Below are 15,680 nucleotides of genomic sequence, written 5' to 3'. Positions count from 1 at the left end.
TGCTACTCCTGTTCAATTGGGTGATCGGTGGATGGGGTGCGCGGGTCAGGCGCGGTAAGTGCCGGGGGCAAAGCTGCAGGAACGGCGATCCATACGTCATCGACCAGGCGCCAGTCGCCGGGTACCAGGTTGAAGCTCAGGGGTTCGGCCCGCGATAGGTCGCCCACTTCGTTGGCATCGACAAAGCCCCAGGCCTTGAGGACGTGCGTGACGGGGTCACGAAAAGAATTTTTCACTTAGCAATCTCCATTGGGAACGATATAGCCCATGACGGCGATATAGGCGCCACCCTTAGCTCCGGCCGTGATGGCGTAGTTGAAGCGCCTGGCGCTGTCGAGGGGAATCTCGACAGTCCCTGCGCCTTGCATGTAGGTGTCGGGAGTGGCGATGGAAAATTGCACCGGCGCGAACTGCATACCCAAGACGACGATGGATAGCAAAAACATCGCTGTTGATGAGCTAGATAGCTGTAGCTCGCAGTGCAGGATTGCCCTTGTCGCGTTCGCCGGGACGTACTGGGAGCAGTCAACCGGCGCGGGTGGGGAGGTTACGGCGCCGCCGCTCAGCACACGGGTTGCGCTGGAGTCGTTGGCATAGAACACTTTGGCGCCACGGACAATCATCGGCGTGATGACGTTGGCCCCCTGGTAGCGAATGGTGGTGGCATAGGCGAAGAAGGAGAATCCGGCCGGCAGTGTCGGGGCGTCAGCCGACGCGCTCCACAGCAAGGCGGTCACGCCCGTTGCCGGATTGAAGATGAAGTGCAGATGCACCGACGCGGTGCCGGCAATGACAGCCGCTTGATCCCGACCGTTCGCGCCGACCACGGCCACGTCCGCCGTCAAGGCGCCGGTGGCATATTTCGTGATGGCCTGTCCGGTGGCCGGGTTGCGCATCGTGACGGCGAGCGCGGACACGGTGAATTTGTTCGCCGGCGAAGCGGTGCTGTTCGCGCCCGCCAGGCCCTGCACGCCGGCGCGCCCCTGCGTCGCTTCGACCAGGGCGCGGGCATTGACGACGCGCACGGAGTTGTCGCCGTGGGGGATCGTCGGCGCGCGCGGCGTGCCGGTGAAGTCCGGTGAGTCGAGCGGGGCTTTCAACGCCAGCGCATTGGTGATGGTAGTGGCGAAATGTGGATCGCGCCCCAGCGCCTCGGCCAGTTCGGCCAGGGTATTCAAGGTTTCTGGTGAGCTATCGACCAGGGCGGCAATCGCTGCGGCGATCTTGGCGTCGCCGTCGATCTTGCTCAGGTACTGCGGGTGCGGGTTGGCCTTCGCCTCATGCGCCATGACAGCCCCGGCGGCCTTGTCGTCTGCATACTGGCGGGTGGCCAGCACCACGGACGGATCAATTTTCAGCTCGATAGCGGCCGTGCTGGCGACGATCAGCACCACGCGCACCACTTGCGTGCGGCCGCTGCCTTCGACCATCAAGGGCTTGTAGCTGGGAGGGCAGTTGGCAACCGCACACAAGTCGCCCGCCTCGTCGTAGATGCCGATTTCGCGTAGCCACCAGCCGCCCACGTCCTCGGGCAAGACTTGCTCGACGATGATCTGGCTGGCGTTGGCGGGGTCGATGGCCAACTGGTTCAGGTCGGCGCGGCGCACTTCATGCACGAGCGCCTTTTGTGCGCGGTCGGGGATCGGCAGGACGCCGTTACCGTCGCCCACGCCCATTTTTTTCAGTTTCAGGGTTTGGCCCAGGGCGATGGCATTGGCCAGTTTGGCCTCGCCCACCTGCGTCAGAATGGCAAAGTATGTGCTCATGGATAGATGGTCATGGTGTCAATGGTATGGGGTGCGCCGCCCTGTACTAGCGTGCCGCGCACTTCGATTTCTTCGGCGATCCACGGATACACCGTCATCGCATCGCCGTGGTAGGTGGCCAGGCCGATCTGCACCTGGCCACGGGTTTCCAGATACAGCGCCAGTCCCGTCAAATGCCGGCTGACGGGCTTGGCGTCGGCAATCAGGCGCTCCATTTCCTGAAACATGGCGTCGGTGATGCCGGTATCGAGCACGCCGACGTCGAGGCGAAAGGTGCCGGGCGTGCCGGGTGGCGTGGTCTGCCACCATTCGGTGATGCGGATTAAATAGCCCAGCGACTCCACCACGCGGCGCACGGCGGCAATCGTGCCCTTGTGCTTGTGGATGAAATAGGACGCCTTGATGGTGCCGCGCTTCACCGACTCGGGCCATGCATCGTCCCAGCGGTCGACGGAACACGCCCAGGCCAGAAACGGCAGCAGATTGACAGGACAGCGGTCGGCGTTCCACAGGGCGCGCAGCGGCACGGGCACGTTGACCAGCTCGGCGCAGACCACGGCAATGGCGCGCTCCAGCGCCGTGGTGTTCGGCGGCAGGGTCGGCACGATCTTATTCATCGAGCACCACCACGTTGAGATTGATGCCGGTACAGCTCGCGGCCTGGGTAGCGTCCAGTTCGATGTCCGCCGCCGGGCTGGTCAATACGACCTTGCGCACGCCTTCGACGTGGACGGCGGCGCTGCAGGCGGAACGGTAGATGCTGTGCCCCAGCGGGCGGCGCGGCTGCGACACGCGCACGGCGTTGGCGCGCGCGGCGTCCAGCAGAATCGGCACTTCCGGGCCGACGCCGATAAACAAGGTGGCCTCGATCTGGTAGTCGATGACCTGGGCGGCTTGTACCGTCAGGCGGTCGCCCAGGGGGCGCACTTCCTCGGCGTTGAGCGCGCGCGCCACGGTCCCTAAGAGTTCGGCGTCGGCGATGCCGGTGGCGTTGTTGGCCAACACCGTGACGGTGACGCTGGCCGGCGCGGGGCTGGTGGCGCTCGCGTCCTTGACTTGGCCGTCACTACTTCTCGCATGGAATTCATAGGACGCTTTCGGGCCGGCCACGGACAGGCCGTCCGGCGCTTCTTGGATGCGCAGGCGGTAGGCGTCGTTATCTTCCATGACGGCGGCCACGGGCGGCAGGGCGTTGGGATTGGCCGGCGTAATGGTCAGGCGCGCCACGTTGACGTTGGCGCCCAGCTGGTCCAAATCGCCATCCAGGGCAAACGCCAGCATGACGGCCTTGCCGGCCTCGTTGACGCGGTTGCGCAAGATGGTTTCCTGATAGCTGTTCTCTTCCAGCAGCTTGGTGGCCGGTTCCGATTCCAACTCCAGCAGGGCCGTGACGGCGGCGCGCTCGGCTTCCGGCAGCAGGCTGACCAGATGCGCTTTACGGCTGGCGAGGATGGCTTCGAAGTCCAGCACTTCCACCACGCTAGGCGCCGGCAATTGGGTCAGGTCGATAGGCGTGCTCATACGGCGCCCCCTTGCTTGACCGGCACGGACAGGGTAATGCCCTGGCCATTGGCAGTGCCATCGAGCAGCAGCGCGATGGCGCCGTCCGTGTCGCGTGTGAGCTGCACGCTGGCAAGCTGCAAACGCGGCTCCCAGCGGCGCAGGGCGAAGGCGGTAGCGGCGTAGATGCGCAACTGCGTCGCGCTGTTCAGGGGCTGGTCGATCAGCTCGGGCACTTCGGAACCATAGCGGCGGCGCCGGATGCGCGAACCCATCGGCGTGGTCAAAATGTCGGTCACGGACTGGCGCAGGTGGCCCAGGCCCGTCAGGCTGTGCCCGGTGGCGGCGTGCATGCCCATCATGATTGCGGCCCGCCCGACTGGTCGCCGCCGGCCCTGACGCCGCCGTGCGTATGCTTGGCCAGGCTGATGGCGCCGGCCAGCACGTCGTCGGTAGCTTTGACCGTGCCTTGCACGGCCATGGCCACGCCGCCAGCGGCGCCGGCCTTGGCGTTGACGCCACCGTTCAGGGTGGTGGCGCCTTCTACGGTCGCCGATTGCATGACGATCAGGTTTTTCATGACGGTCAGGTCGCCCGTGCAAATGGTGCTGGGCGCGTTCGATGTGACCTTGTCGGCCGTGATGGTGGCCGTGCCGCCGGGGAGCGTGGCCGTCAGGGCGTGGGCCGCATGGTCGTACTGCACCACGGCGCCGTCGGGGTAGTGCGTGGCGTGGATGCTGTCGCTGGTTTCTGGCGCGTCAAACGCCTGCGAGTACAGCGCGGGCAGGATGATGCCGCGCGTCAGGTCTCCGCCGGGGGAAAAGACGATCACCTGTTCGCCGACCGTGGGCGCCGACCAGGTACGGGTGCTGCCGGCGCGCCGGGTGGCCCATTTCAGCCATTCGGTGGTGAGTGTCGGCCCGAGCCGCACGCGCGCCTTGGCCCCTTTGACCTTGGCGATGGTGCCCAGGCGGATTAGGTTTTGCAGCAAGCGGGAGAGGTCGGACAGGTCGGCGTTCATGCAATGCATGTTGCCGAAGTCCGCGTGCAGATGCACGCGGGGGCGGGTTGATATGCGGCTTAGTGACTATGGCAGTGCGGCGCGCAGCAGACGCCGTCATGCCCAAGATTCTAGCGTAGTCTATTAGTGGCCTTTCGGCTCAACTCTGAAAGATAAAGTTCTAATATCGTCAGCCGTCATCTTCTTCGCATACGCTTCCATGCTTCCAATGCTTATAGTAAAAGCTGCTTTGTCGGGCGAGCGGAAAGCAAGGCGATACTCCTTTTGATGTGAGTATTTATGGGGCTTATGAAAAATCGCTTCCGCTTCCTTGAAGTCACCGTGATAGGTCATTTCGTCATAGTATTTGACAAGCGCACGCCGTAGTCGCATATCTTTTTCTTTTTCGTATTTCTTGAGGGCTTCTATGAACGGTTCAACAGCGTAAATCAATACTACATGCTGTCCCATTCCGAAACAGTCCTCATGCAGCTTCAACTTTTCGCTAACCGAAATGATACGATTCTCTAGTTCTTCGTCCGATAGTTCATCGTCTGAAAACTCCTCAAAGTCGTCATCAATGTAGATGGCGTAAAGACAAAAAACGTTATGTTCTAAGGTATCTGTGGAATGAATGATGACAGGCCCGACTAGATCCTTTGGGTCAATAGTAAGGTCATTAATTGTTTCACTGTTGAATGAAAATTTTATGATTGCTTGCCCGGGTTGTATCAAACTAACCGTACCCTCAAACGGGTCACCCCTGAAGTCTTCCGTTTGTTCTCTATCACGAAAATATTGCAAAGTATTGCAATACAAGTTTCCTTGCATGAAATCGTCTGCCCACTCTTCTGTCTCAAAAAACTTAACAAAGCAAAATATACGATAGGTCATGATTGACCTTTTATCTTGTCCATAGCCTTTTGCTCAATCGGTTCCAGTATTTCACGCAGCTTTGTAGCAACGTTTATGTAGTGCTTTGCGAAGCTATCTAGATGATCTATGTGAACAATGTTTATGCGCGATATCGCAAAATTGGGAATGTAGGATGAAAAAAGGAATTTGCTATGAGGGACTTGTTTGACTGTAAGTTCTCCTTCCACGTAAGCACACTCAAAAATAGGCTTATCTACAACAAGGATAGGAAACGCGACATTGATTTGCGGAAGACTGTATTTTTGTGTAGGCTCAATCACATTGCAGCATGCCTTTAGGACGTTCATTGCAGCCGTGTAGCCCGTATCTTTGTCAGAGAATGGCTGACGAAGTGCATAGCCGCACTTTGACGAGTGTTGAAAAATCTCCCATGACTTACGGCTTTTGTCATTAAGAATAACGTCTCCAATCTCCGACAAAGCGTCAGGTGACATGATGGCAAACGAGTGGAGCATGTTGTAACTTGATAGCGTATTTTCGCCATCAAAAACAAGCCATGGGTGCTTAGATGATTTGCACTCCAAGATGCAAAATATCCTTGTGATACCTCTGTCCAATTCAAACGGATAGGTCGCCAATATGTCAATTTCTCTCGGCTTGTTTTCTTGGATATCTTTAACTACGTATGACTGCCGAACATCGTAACCGAGTTCGTTAAAGACGTTCGCCGCCTGCATTTCTAAGGGGAAGCCTGTCTCTTTGATCCACTTCTTGATGCTGTTCTCTACACCGTCTTTGTTCTCTTCCGACATGACCTATCTCCTGAATATTGGTATATATGAATCATTTTTTGACTATCGCACGGCTTATGCTGCATCATACCGATGGGCGCGAATGGACTATTGCGCTGGAAGAGTCGAGCGGCATCAATTTCGGGAGGTCTCAGATCTCTAGGCATTAGGTGATCGTTTAATAGTGGCACCCTCTCGCCTGTTTATGTTTGCAGGATTTCTACGTAAATGTCAACGTACCTGAGCTTATCAACACAAAAGGCCTGCGGTCAGTATCATGTGACTCTAACTCATTTGATAACCAATGTCAGTTGAAGTTTGCATTAAAACATCTTAGTTTTTTTCCATGTGACGCAACAAGGATTCACGTATCAACGTCCGATCCGATTCACACAAGCCCAGCAGCCGGCGCTCCTGGTACTTGTAGACGGGTCCTTTCTTGGTAACGCGGTCTTGCTGGCCAAACTGATGCACATGCGCCACGCGCGCCACCCAGCCGGAGAAGCCGACCTCGATCTGATCGCCGGTCGCCTTTACTTTCAGGTGTTTGGCGGTACGAATCTTGGCGAACATGGCCGCCTTCTGGCGCTTGATCCGCCCATTCTTCCCCTTGAATTCCTTGCGTCGCTTGCGCGCCGGATAGGCCGCGCCGTCCGGTCCCTGCTGGGCCTTGATGCGCTGCGCCTGGCTTCGGCGCAGGTCGATGGCCACCTTGTGATTGATGGCGCGACGCTGGGCTGGCTGCAGCTTGGCCAGCAGGGCGCCGGCCCAGGCTTCCAGCACATGCAGGTCGTCGCTCATGGAGTCGCCTCGGGCGTGCACCATTCGGCCAGCAGCGTCTCGCCGGCGTACAGTTTCCAGAACTCGTCCGCGTAGGACGGCATGTGCTGTATCTCGGCCAGGTGCTTGATGTCCAGGCGGCCCGCCTCGCCGGCCTTGACGGCCACGCGCTCGGTCAGGTCCAGCTTGATGGAAATGTCGACCGTTTCATGGTTGTTAAAATCGACCTCAAAAGCGATGCCGTGCTTGCGCGTTTCCTCGTTGGCCATCAGGTCGAGCTGGTGGACTTTGAGCCAGGCGATCAGTGCCACCATGATGGCGTCCGCGTCGCCCGCGTAGTCGGTGACGATCAGGTTGAGCTTGAAGCGGTATTCGAAGGAGAGGGAAGCGGTGGCCGACGCTACCACGTTGCCCTCGTCGGCGAAGACCAGCAGGCGGTCGGGGTCGCGCTGCAGGCCGGGGATGGCGGCGGCCAGGTGCTGGCGCAGGCTATTCGGTTTGTACATGGTAGGTGTCTCGTACTAGGTTGTAGGCGTCAATGCAGGCGTTCAGTTGTCGGGTGGCGTCGTCGCCGTCGCCGGCAATGGCGTCAAGAGCTGCCGCAGTCGCTGGGTCAAGTTCGGCGCGCGCTTGCAGCTGATCGCCTGCGGCAGCGGCGGAATTTGAAGCTGCGGCGCACTGGCCGCTGGTGACGGGGATTGACAGGCGCACAGCGCCGCTGCGCACATCAATATTGAAACGGTCGCGTTCAGTTTTCGCATGGGTTTGCTCCTGGGTGAGGTGGTCGGCGCGCAGCATTAGGGCGGCGCCGGCGGCGCGCTCCAGGGCGAGCACGCGGGCGGTGGCCTGGGCCAGCGCGGTGGCGGCGGTGGCTGCCTGGGTTGCCGCCGCCTGCTGCAGCGCGGCGATGGCAGCGTCCTTGCGCCAGCCCTGCGCCGTCCAGCCCGCGATGGCGCCGCACAGGAGAACAGCGGCCAGTGGGCGCCAGGTAGTCTTGCTCACATGGCCACCCGTTCCTTGATCCAGCCGAACAGAAAACGACGCTGGGTCGTGTTGGCTTCGGTGATGTCCAGGTAGCGCGCCGCCTGCAGGCCGTTCAGGGCGCGCAGCAGGACGGTGGCGCCGTCCTGGCCGCGCCATTTCAGGAAGGATGCAAGGGCGCCCAGCGACTGCGCGCCCAGGCGGCCGTCGACGAACAGGGCCGGATAGCGGGCGCCCGTGTCGTTAAAACCGTTCAGCCAGCGCTGCAGGAACTCGGCTGCGCGGTGCGGCCCCATGTTCACGCCCGTGTCGATCACTTCGGCGCCGATGCCGGCATGCAGGACCAGCACCTGGTCGAACTTCGGTTCCGTGATGTAGCGGGCCGTGTAGATGGCGCGCGCCAGGGCCACAGGCAGCTCGCGCATCGGCCCCGTGTAACCGTTGGCGCGCGCCACCGCCACCGTGATGCCGTAATTGGTTTCGCCGCCCTTGTCGTGCTGGTCGTTTACATAGCCGCCTTCGGCGCGCAGGATGGCGTCGATGACGCGTGCGATCAGCGGGTTGTCGGTGGTGGCCATCAGTGTTCCTTTGCGTCTTTGACCAGCTCGGCGATGTCCTTGTCGCTGCGGCGCTGGAACCACAGGGCCACGGCGCGCGAAACCCACCAGCCGGGCGCGCCCACGATCAGGTCGATGGCGGAAGCGTTGACCATGGCGCCGATGGCGGGGAGCTGCGCGCACAGCAGTTGGTACACGGTGCCGCCCAGCAGGCAAGAGAACACGCCGGCGCAGGCCAGGCGGGCGACGAATTCGCCCTTGTTGAAGGTGCCGTCGCTGTTCAAGGGCGGCAGCACGATATACAGCATGGCGGCGCCGATCATGCCCAGCGCAGCCTTGAAGCCGTACAGTTTGACCAGGGCGGCGAAACCACCAAACGATTCTGCGGACATAGCTTGTTTCTCCATGATGAGGATAAGTGAAGGTTGTTAAAAAAGTCAGTCCCATAGCTGCACAATGTCCGCCATGGCGGCCACGCTGGCGGCAGGATCCGGCAAGGTGACGAGCAGGCCGGCCGGCAGCACGGCGCCGTGGCGCGCCAGCGCGGGATTCATTTCCAGGGTGTGCTCGACATAGCCGGCACCGTCGCCCAGGTAGCGCCACACCAGCGCATCTACCGTGTCGTGCTGCTGCGTGCGCACCTGCATCAGATCAATTCCACCGTCAGGTGCGTGCGCCCGACCATATCGGCGATGGCCCATTGCGCATTCCTACGCTGCGCGCCGGGCGCTTCGTCCAGCCATTCCATGCTTTTCTTGTCGCTGGCCGACGAGGCCGTGGTGTCGTAATCGCGGTAACGCTCGATCAAGTCGGCCTTGGCCGTGCTGTAGACGGCGCGCCGGTACTGCGCCAGCAAGCGGCTTTCGCGGTTGATGCGGCTGGCGGGTACGTTTGCCAGCGCGGCGATGCCGGCGGCCGCATGCACGCTTTGCCAGCCGGCCAGCTCGCGGTTGACCTGCAGAATGGCATCGACCACGGCTTGCACCAGGCGCGCATCGGTGACAGTGCCGTCCAGGCGCATGGCGTCGCGCATTTCTGTGAGCAGGATGTCGGGAAACCAGCCATCGTTTTCCACGATGCCGGGTGTGGGGCTGGGTGCCGGCGGCGTGCTGGTGCCACCTGGTGCGCGGGGAGGAAGGGCGATAAAGGACATGGTGTCTGCGGTGGAGGTGAAAGGGGAGGCGGTGGACGGGGTTCATCAGGCAGGTAAATTCGCCGGAATCCCCCCGTGCCGCCTGTGCGCCGGGGGCTGCTCTTTAGCTGGAATCAGCCGCGCGCTTGATGCGCCGCTCCAGCCGTTCCATGTCTTTCTTGACGCCGACGGATTCGGACAAGGCGCGCGCGCGCTGCAACTGCGCCATGGCCACGCCAGCTTGTTCCAGCAGGGCAGGGGCAATGTCCGTCGCGTCCTGCTGGTCCAGTACGGCCACCATGGCCAGGCCAATGGCCTTGTGCAGCTTGGCGCGCGCCTGGTCAGGCGCGTCGCTGGCGGCCGTCATGGCTTCGACGGCGCCCAGCACGGCCACGGCATGCTGCGGATCATCGCCCAGCTTGCCCTGCAGGTAGGCGGCGGCAAACTCGTCCAGCATCATGGTCGGAATGTCACGGCTGTAGCCATCGGGCAGGGTGAAGCGGTGTTCCATGCAGTAGGCGGCAATCACCAGGGCACGGTCATATTCTCCCGTGTCGATGTGCCATACGAGCATGGTGGCCACGACATCGTCTTGCGCGCCCTTGCCGCCGGCCAGCACGCCGTCGATCCATTGCGCATAGGTCGCCAGCATGGTGGCCTTGACCTCGATCTTGCGCTCGACTGACTGAATGGATTTCAGGCGGCGGCGGTCGTCGGACAATTTATAAAGCATCAGCTCATACGCGCTGCCGGTGGTCACGCCCTGCGGCTCGGCGGCGCCGGCCGTGCGCTCGGCCAGCATGCGCGCGCGGTGGCGCAGGGCAGGAGACAGGTTGCCCATGGCTTAGGCTTTCAGCTCGATGTGCTCGACCAGCGCGGCCAGGCCCAGGTCTTCGATGACATACGCGTCGTTGGACGACTCGTAGTTCTCGATGCGGTCGCGCGAGGGCTTATCCTCGACGCGGCGGCGGCGCGCACCGTCCTGGAAGTAGATCGACAGATTGTCGAAGCGGGTAATCAGGATGGCGTTGTCCGGGAAGTAGGGCACGCGTACCGCCGGCAAGCCGCCGATGCGTTTCTGGCTGAGGATGATGTCGGCCGCCAGGGTTTCCGTGGGCGCCTGCTTGGTGTTCACCAGCGGGAAGTATTTGTCGCTCAAGAGCTTGCGCCCAACGATGGCCACCAGGCCCGTGTCTTCCTGATACCACGGGTCCAGCAGGTTGACGGCATCGACCACGGCCGCGTCGAGGTTGGCATAGTCGGCATCTGCACCCTCGCCGATGATGACCTTGCCCGGCAGGCCGGCGCCCACCAGGCCCAGCACGCGCTCGGGCGCCTGTTCGCGCAAGTGCTGCAGCCAGCCTTTGTTGACGTCCTGCAGCAGCGGATTGGCGGCCAGGTCGGTGGTGGCCATGACCTTCACGCCGTTAAAACCGATGACGATGCGGTCCAGTGCCTGGCGAATCACGATGGCATTGGCTACGCGCGATTGAAAATCGGGGAACTTGGCCCAGGCGTCCAGCTTGGCATACGTCAGGTGCGTGTCGAAGTTGGTTTGCTCGCAGCGGTATTTGGTGCTGTCCAGGGTGGACAGGTCGCGCGTCTCGCGTTCCTTGTCCTTGGTGTTGGTGCGGCCGGCAATCGGGCCCGAGACGCCCAGGCCCAGCTTTTCGCCTTCCTGTTCGGCCACGCCCATGATGTTGATTTTTGAGAGGAACTCGCTCGATTCCTGCATTTTCGTTTCCAGCTTCTGCTGCACGCTGGGCGCCACGCTGAAGGTCTTGGCCACGCTGTCCGTGTCGTTCAACTGGCCCAGGCGGGTTTCGTACTGGCTGTAGACCTGGCGGGTGTGCTTTTTCATAAATCAGTGCTCCGTTGTTGGATGAATTTAGGGTGAGGGCGTGGGCGCTTAAAACTCGGTCTGCACGGCGCCGTCGTTGCCGGTGGCCGGCGGGCGGCGCGGCGCGTTGCCGGGCGCCGCGTCCATCTGCGCCTTGAAGGCGTCCAGGTCGGCCTGCGTGGCCGTCAAGGCCGTTTCCGCTTTGTCCAGGCGCGCCAGGGCGCTGGCGTAGTTGTCATTCGCCGTGACGACGTGGCCGGCCAGGGTTTCCACGGCTTCGCTGATGTCGGCGAATTGGGCCGCGTCGCCGCTGGTCTTGGTGGAAAAACGCGACAGCAGGTTTTTGACGGCATCGGCCAGCTTGATGCCTTGTGGCTCATCGAAGACCAGTTCGACCTCGACGCCAGCGCTAAACAGGTTGGTGCTTCGCTGCTTGCGGTTCGCCGAGAATTTCAGTGCATCGGTGCCCAGGCTGGCGGGGCTGTCGGTGACACCCAGGCCGACCAAGTAGGGCATGCCCGTATCGGCAAAGTCAGGCTGAATTTCCAGGCTGGTGTACAGCTTCTGTTTCGCCTTGTTGATGGCGACCAGTTCCGGCGTGGGTTCAATCTGCGCGAACAGGGCCAGGCGCTTGCCGCTGTCCGTTTCCACTTCCTCGGCTTTCACCGCGATCACGTCGCCGTAGGCCTTGAATTGGCTGTCGGGCAGGATGCCGCGAATATGCTCCAGCCAGATGCGCGCGCCATAGGTTTTCGGGTTGTAGCTGGCGGCGAGCTGCTCGATGGTGGCGCGGTCGATGTTGCGGCCGTCCGTGGTGGCGCCTTCGGTGGCGACGCGGAAGAATTGGGATTTAGGCATGGTGGCGTGTCTCGGTTGATCGGATAACGCCATGGTCAACGTCTTGGCCCGGCGATTCAATGCGGGGCGGGTTGCTATGGCCCATAGCGACTTTTGCCTTTCCCCGTTCCGCGCGCGCGCGGCCTACGCTGGCGGCATGCTGACAATCGAGAAAACAAGCGAACAAACGGCGGACGAAAAAATCGCCGAACTGGCCGTGCCCGAATCCGAGCCGCGCCGTGCCGCGCGCGTCCTGTACTGGAAGGGCTGGCGCATTTCGTCCATCGCCCGCCACCTGGGACTCAAGCGCAGCACGATCAATAGCTGGAAGGCGCGCGACGAATGGGACAAGGCGCAGGCCATCGAGCACGTGGAAGCGTCGGCCGAGTTGCGCCTGGTGAAACTGATCGAAAAAGAGGTCAAGAGCGGTAGCGACTACAAGGAAATCGACTTGCTGGCCCGCACCATCGTGCAGATGGCGCGCGTGCGCCGCTACGAGCAGCCGGGCGGCAACGAGGTCGATCTCAACCCCAAGCTGGCGAACCGCAATGCCGGCCCGAAGAAGAAGCCGACGCGCAACGACTTCAGCGACGAGCAGCGCATTCAGCTGCTTGACGCCTTCCAGGACTCGCTCTTCGACTATCAAAAGGTCTGGTATCGCAATGGCGACCAGCGCACGCGCGCCATCCTCAAGAGCCGCCAGATTGGCGCCACCTGGTACTTCGCGCGCGAAGCGCTGGCCGACGCCATGGCCACGGGCCGCAATCAAATCTTCCTGTCCGCTTCAAAAAGCCAGGCGCACGTCTTCAAGCAATACATCGTGCAATTCGCGCGCGAGGCGGCCGGCATCGACCTGACGGGAGATCCCATTGTGCTGCCGAACGGCGCGCACCTGTATTTCCTGGGTACGAACGCGCGCACGGCGCAGGGCTATCACGGCAATTTTTATTTTGACGAATTTTTCTGGACGCAGAATTTCCAGGAGTTGAACAAGGTGGCCTCGGGCATGGCCATCCACAAGAAATGGCGCAAGACCTATTTTTCAACGCCATCCTCGACCACGCACCAGGCCTATCCGTTCTGGACGGGCGAGCTGTTCAACAAGCGCCGCGCCAAGGCCGAGCAATTCAACATCGACGTGAGCCACCAGCGTCTGGCGTCCGGCTACACGGGCGAGGACAAAATCTGGCGCCAGATCGTCACCATCCTGGACGCCGAGCGCGGCGGCTGCAACCTGTTCGACATTGACGAGCTGCGCAACTTCGAATACAGCCCGGACCAGTTCGAAAACCTGTTGATGTGCAATTTCATTGACGATTCGGACAGCGTTTTCCCCTTAAACGAGCTGCAGCGCTGCATGGTCGATTCCTGGGTGGAGTGGGACGACTACAAACCGCTGCTGGGCCTGCGCCCCTTCGGCAACCGCGCCGTGTGGATCGGCTACGACCCGGCCTTGAACGGCGACAGCGCCGGCTGCGTGGTGCTGGCGCCGCCCATGACGGCCGGCGGCAAGTTCCGCGTGCTCGAACGCCACCAGTGGCGCGGGCAGAGCTTTGAGGACCACGCTGAAGCCATCCGCCAGATGACCCAGCGCTACAACGTCGAATACATCGGCATCGACACGACCGGCATGGGCATCGGCGTGCTGCCCATCGTGCGCGGCTTCTTCCCGGCCGTCACGCCGCTGAACTACTCGCCCGAAGTCAAAACCCGCATGGTGCTGAAAGCCAAAAACATCATCAGCAAGGGCCGGCTGGAGTTTGACGCCGGCTGGATCGACATCGCGCAATCGTTCATGGCGATCCGCAAGACCCTCACGCCCAGCGGGCGGCACGTCACCTATGTGGCCGGGCGCAGCGACGAGACAGGCCACGCCGACCTGGCGTGGGCCTGCATGCACGCGCTCGACCACGAACCCTTCGAAGGCAGTACCGACAACAACCAATCTTTCATGGAGATTTATTCTTGAGCAAAGCACGACATCAGCGCGCCCGCGCGCGCTCCGCACCTGGCGCAGACACGGCCACAGCCCCGGCGCCGGCCGCCGCCGGCATCCAGGCGTTTTCCTTCGGCGACCCCACGCCCGTGCTCGAGCACGGCGACATTCTCGACTGCTTCGAATGCTGGAAGAACGGCGAATGGTATGAGCCGCCCATCAACCTGGCCGGCCTGGCCAAGTCCTTCAATGCCGGCGTGCATCACTCCAGCGCGATCCACTTCAAGGCCAACGTGCTGGCGTCCACGCTGATGCCCAGCAAATACCTGTCGCGCGACGCCTTTAAACGCCTAGCGCTCGACTTTCTGACGTTTGGCAACTGCTATTTGGAAGACCGGCCCAGCCGCAGCGGGCGCCCGCTGACGTTCGCGCACGCGCTGGCCAAGTACATGCGGCGCGGCATCGACTGGGACACGTATTTTTTCGTGACCAATCACGGCACGGCGCACCAGTTCGAAACGGGCCGCGTGTTCCATTTGATGGAACCGGACGTGAATCAGGAGCTGTATGGCGTGCCGCAGTACCTGAGTGCGCTGCAATCGGCCTGGCTCAACGAGGCGGCCACCCTGTTCCGCCGCAAATATTACAAGAACGGCTCGCACGCCGGTTTCGTGTTCTACATGACGGACGCGGCCGCCAACACGCAAGACGTGGACAACCTGCGCCAGGCCATGCGCGACAGCAAGGGGCCGGGCAATTTCCGCAACCTGTTCATGTACGCGCCGAACGGCAAGAAGGATGGCATCCAGATTCTGCCCGTGTCGGACGTGGCCGCCAAGGACGAGTTTTTCAACATCAAGAGCGTGACGCGCGACGACCAGCTGGCCGCACACCGCGTGCCGCCGCAGCTCATGGGCATCCTGCCCAACAACGCCGGCGGCTTCGGCGCCGTGGAACCTGCCGCGCGCGTCTTCGCGCGCAACGAGCTGGTGCCCCTGCAGGCGCAGTTCGAAGCGATCAACGAATGGGCCGGCGTGGAGGTGGTGAAGTTCGCCCCGTATGACCTGGCCACAGGCGGGGAGGGCGCGGCATGAGCGACCACGTCGACAACACGGACAAGATCATCTTTGCCGAGGTGGCGCGCGGCCTGGCCGCCGTGCGCAGGCGGCCCGCCCTGGTGGCGCACGGCTGCTGCCACTACTGCGACGAGGCGCTGGCGCCCGCGCTGCTGTTCTGCAACGTGGACTGCCGCGACGATTACGAGAAGGAGCAAGCGGCCAAGGCGCGCGCCGGCCGCACAGGATGAGCGCCACGCCGCGATAGCCAACAGGGCGGGGCCGCGACAGTTCCGCCGCGTCAGAGCGCCCCAGCCACCGCACAGGCCGCCCACGAGGCGGCTTTTTCACGTCCCGACGATTGATATTGCCAAGGAAGCAAGAAAAGCCCCATTTCGGCCCGGCGCGCGCAGTTGTCCCCCCTCCACACCTGCCCGCTATATAGGGGTCTTTTGACTCAAATTTGCGCCAAGGCCGAAGGCGCATGTGGACTGGCGCCGCGGGGCGAAGAGGGGGTGTGCGATTTGACGCATTTTGACGCACTTTGAGCGGTTTTTCGTGCGAGTGGTTTTGTATAACATATTGCGGTTATTGGCATTGCCAAGGTACAACATTGCAACAATACAAAA

Annotated in this window: 21 protein-coding genes; 3 read left to right on the top strand and 18 right to left on the bottom strand. The window is 61.8% G+C overall.

All coding sequences use genetic code 11. The features are described from left to right. Positions 1-2: 2 nt before the first annotated feature. The 18 genes from YQ44_RS29135 to YQ44_RS21140 all read right to left on the bottom strand — a co-directional run bounded on the left by YQ44_RS29135 (position 3) and on the right by YQ44_RS21140 (position 12,081). Complete coding sequence (locus YQ44_RS29135) at positions 3-236, bottom strand: hypothetical protein (RefSeq protein WP_156894944.1); 234 nt, start codon at positions 234-236, stop codon at positions 3-5. Further along, a complete protein-coding gene (locus YQ44_RS29595) occupies positions 237-1,766 on the bottom strand; it encodes a phage tail protein (RefSeq protein ID WP_071325085.1) in 1,530 nt (509 codons plus the stop codon). It abuts the gene before it with no gap. Beyond that, positions 1,763-2,383 carry a phage tail protein I gene (locus tag YQ44_RS21215; protein WP_198043788.1) on the bottom strand — a complete coding sequence of 207 codons (621 nt, stop codon included), beginning with the start codon at positions 2,381-2,383 and terminating at the stop codon, positions 1,763-1,765. The genes YQ44_RS29595 and YQ44_RS21215 overlap by 4 nt, the downstream gene beginning before the upstream one ends. After that, the gene (locus tag YQ44_RS21210; RefSeq protein WP_071325084.1) at positions 2,376-3,287 is read right to left on the bottom strand and encodes a baseplate assembly protein; all 912 of its coding nucleotides are present in this window, start codon (positions 3,285-3,287) and stop codon (positions 2,376-2,378) included. Before YQ44_RS21210 ends, YQ44_RS21215 begins: the two co-directional genes overlap by 8 nt. Next, positions 3,284-3,628 carry a GPW/gp25 family protein gene (locus tag YQ44_RS21205; protein WP_071325083.1) on the bottom strand — a complete coding sequence of 115 codons (345 nt, stop codon included), beginning with the start codon at positions 3,626-3,628 and terminating at the stop codon, positions 3,284-3,286. The genes YQ44_RS21210 and YQ44_RS21205 overlap by 4 nt, the downstream gene beginning before the upstream one ends. After that, entirely contained in the window at positions 3,625-4,296 is a 672-nt protein-coding gene (locus YQ44_RS21200; RefSeq protein ID WP_232250956.1) for a phage baseplate assembly protein V, read from the bottom strand. The genes YQ44_RS21205 and YQ44_RS21200 overlap by 4 nt, the downstream gene beginning before the upstream one ends. A gap of 114 nt (positions 4,297-4,410) precedes the next feature. Next, positions 4,411-5,160, bottom strand: coding sequence for a hypothetical protein (locus YQ44_RS21195; RefSeq protein ID WP_071325081.1), 750 nt, complete (start codon positions 5,158-5,160; stop codon positions 4,411-4,413). Next, a complete protein-coding gene (locus tag YQ44_RS21190) occupies positions 5,157-5,954 on the bottom strand; it encodes a hypothetical protein (protein ID WP_071325080.1) in 798 nt (265 codons plus the stop codon). Before YQ44_RS21190 ends, YQ44_RS21195 begins: the two co-directional genes overlap by 4 nt. A gap of 312 nt (positions 5,955-6,266) precedes the next feature. Further along, positions 6,267-6,734 carry a phage virion morphogenesis protein gene (locus YQ44_RS21185; protein WP_071325079.1) on the bottom strand — a complete coding sequence of 156 codons (468 nt, stop codon included), beginning with the start codon at positions 6,732-6,734 and terminating at the stop codon, positions 6,267-6,269. Next, complete coding sequence (locus YQ44_RS21180; RefSeq protein WP_071325078.1) at positions 6,731-7,219, bottom strand: phage tail protein; 489 nt, start codon at positions 7,217-7,219, stop codon at positions 6,731-6,733. Before YQ44_RS21180 ends, YQ44_RS21185 begins: the two co-directional genes overlap by 4 nt. Beyond that, positions 7,203-7,715, bottom strand: a complete 513-nt coding sequence (locus tag YQ44_RS21175; RefSeq protein WP_071325077.1) for a lysis system i-spanin subunit Rz — start codon at positions 7,713-7,715, stop codon at positions 7,203-7,205. Before YQ44_RS21175 ends, YQ44_RS21180 begins: the two co-directional genes overlap by 17 nt. Continuing rightward, positions 7,712-8,272 (bottom strand): glycoside hydrolase family 108 protein, encoded by a 561-nt coding sequence (locus YQ44_RS21170; RefSeq protein WP_071325076.1) that lies wholly within the window; start codon positions 8,270-8,272, stop codon positions 7,712-7,714. The genes YQ44_RS21175 and YQ44_RS21170 overlap by 4 nt, the downstream gene beginning before the upstream one ends. Next, positions 8,272-8,643, bottom strand: coding sequence for a hypothetical protein (locus tag YQ44_RS21165; RefSeq protein WP_071325075.1), 372 nt, complete (start codon positions 8,641-8,643; stop codon positions 8,272-8,274). The genes YQ44_RS21170 and YQ44_RS21165 overlap by 1 nt, the downstream gene beginning before the upstream one ends. A 45-nt stretch (positions 8,644-8,688) precedes the next feature. Then, positions 8,689-8,898: a tail protein X gene (locus YQ44_RS21160; RefSeq protein ID WP_071325074.1), complete on the bottom strand. Its 210-nt coding sequence runs from the start codon at positions 8,896-8,898 to the stop codon at positions 8,689-8,691. Further along, complete coding sequence (locus tag YQ44_RS21155; protein WP_071325073.1) at positions 8,898-9,404, bottom strand: head completion/stabilization protein; 507 nt, start codon at positions 9,402-9,404, stop codon at positions 8,898-8,900. The genes YQ44_RS21160 and YQ44_RS21155 overlap by 1 nt, the downstream gene beginning before the upstream one ends. Positions 9,405-9,507: 103 nt before the next feature. Continuing rightward, a complete protein-coding gene (gpM, locus tag YQ44_RS21150; RefSeq protein ID WP_071325072.1) occupies positions 9,508-10,224 on the bottom strand; it encodes a phage terminase small subunit in 717 nt (238 codons plus the stop codon). Between the two features lie 3 nt (positions 10,225-10,227). After that, positions 10,228-11,244, bottom strand: coding sequence for a phage major capsid protein, P2 family (locus tag YQ44_RS21145; RefSeq protein WP_071325071.1), 1,017 nt, complete (start codon positions 11,242-11,244; stop codon positions 10,228-10,230). Between the two features lie 48 nt (positions 11,245-11,292). Beyond that, entirely contained in the window at positions 11,293-12,081 is a 789-nt protein-coding gene (locus tag YQ44_RS21140; RefSeq protein WP_156894943.1) for a GPO family capsid scaffolding protein, read from the bottom strand. 136 nt (positions 12,082-12,217) lie between these two features. Here YQ44_RS21140 and YQ44_RS21135 point away from each other — a divergent pair, with 136 nt between their 5' ends. From YQ44_RS21135 to YQ44_RS21125, 3 genes are read left to right on the top strand one after another with little or no spacing between them, the layout of a single operon-like run. Continuing rightward, positions 12,218-14,029, top strand: a complete 1,812-nt coding sequence (locus YQ44_RS21135; RefSeq protein WP_071326658.1) for a terminase ATPase subunit family protein — start codon at positions 12,218-12,220, stop codon at positions 14,027-14,029. Then, positions 14,026-15,090 carry a phage portal protein gene (locus tag YQ44_RS21130; protein WP_071325069.1) on the top strand — a complete coding sequence of 355 codons (1,065 nt, stop codon included), beginning with the start codon at positions 14,026-14,028 and terminating at the stop codon, positions 15,088-15,090. The genes YQ44_RS21135 and YQ44_RS21130 overlap by 4 nt, the downstream gene beginning before the upstream one ends. After that, positions 15,087-15,302, top strand: coding sequence for a hypothetical protein (locus YQ44_RS21125; protein ID WP_071325068.1), 216 nt, complete (start codon positions 15,087-15,089; stop codon positions 15,300-15,302). Before YQ44_RS21130 ends, YQ44_RS21125 begins: the two co-directional genes overlap by 4 nt. Positions 15,303-15,680 lie beyond the last annotated feature (378 nt).

It is taken from the genome of Janthinobacterium sp. 1_2014MBL_MicDiv (assembly GCF_001865675.1).
Taxonomy (GTDB): Bacteria; Pseudomonadota; Gammaproteobacteria; order Burkholderiales; family Burkholderiaceae_D; genus Janthinobacterium.
The sequence above is the reverse complement of the archived record's forward strand: the minus strand, read 5'-3'. Positions and strand labels throughout refer to the sequence as shown.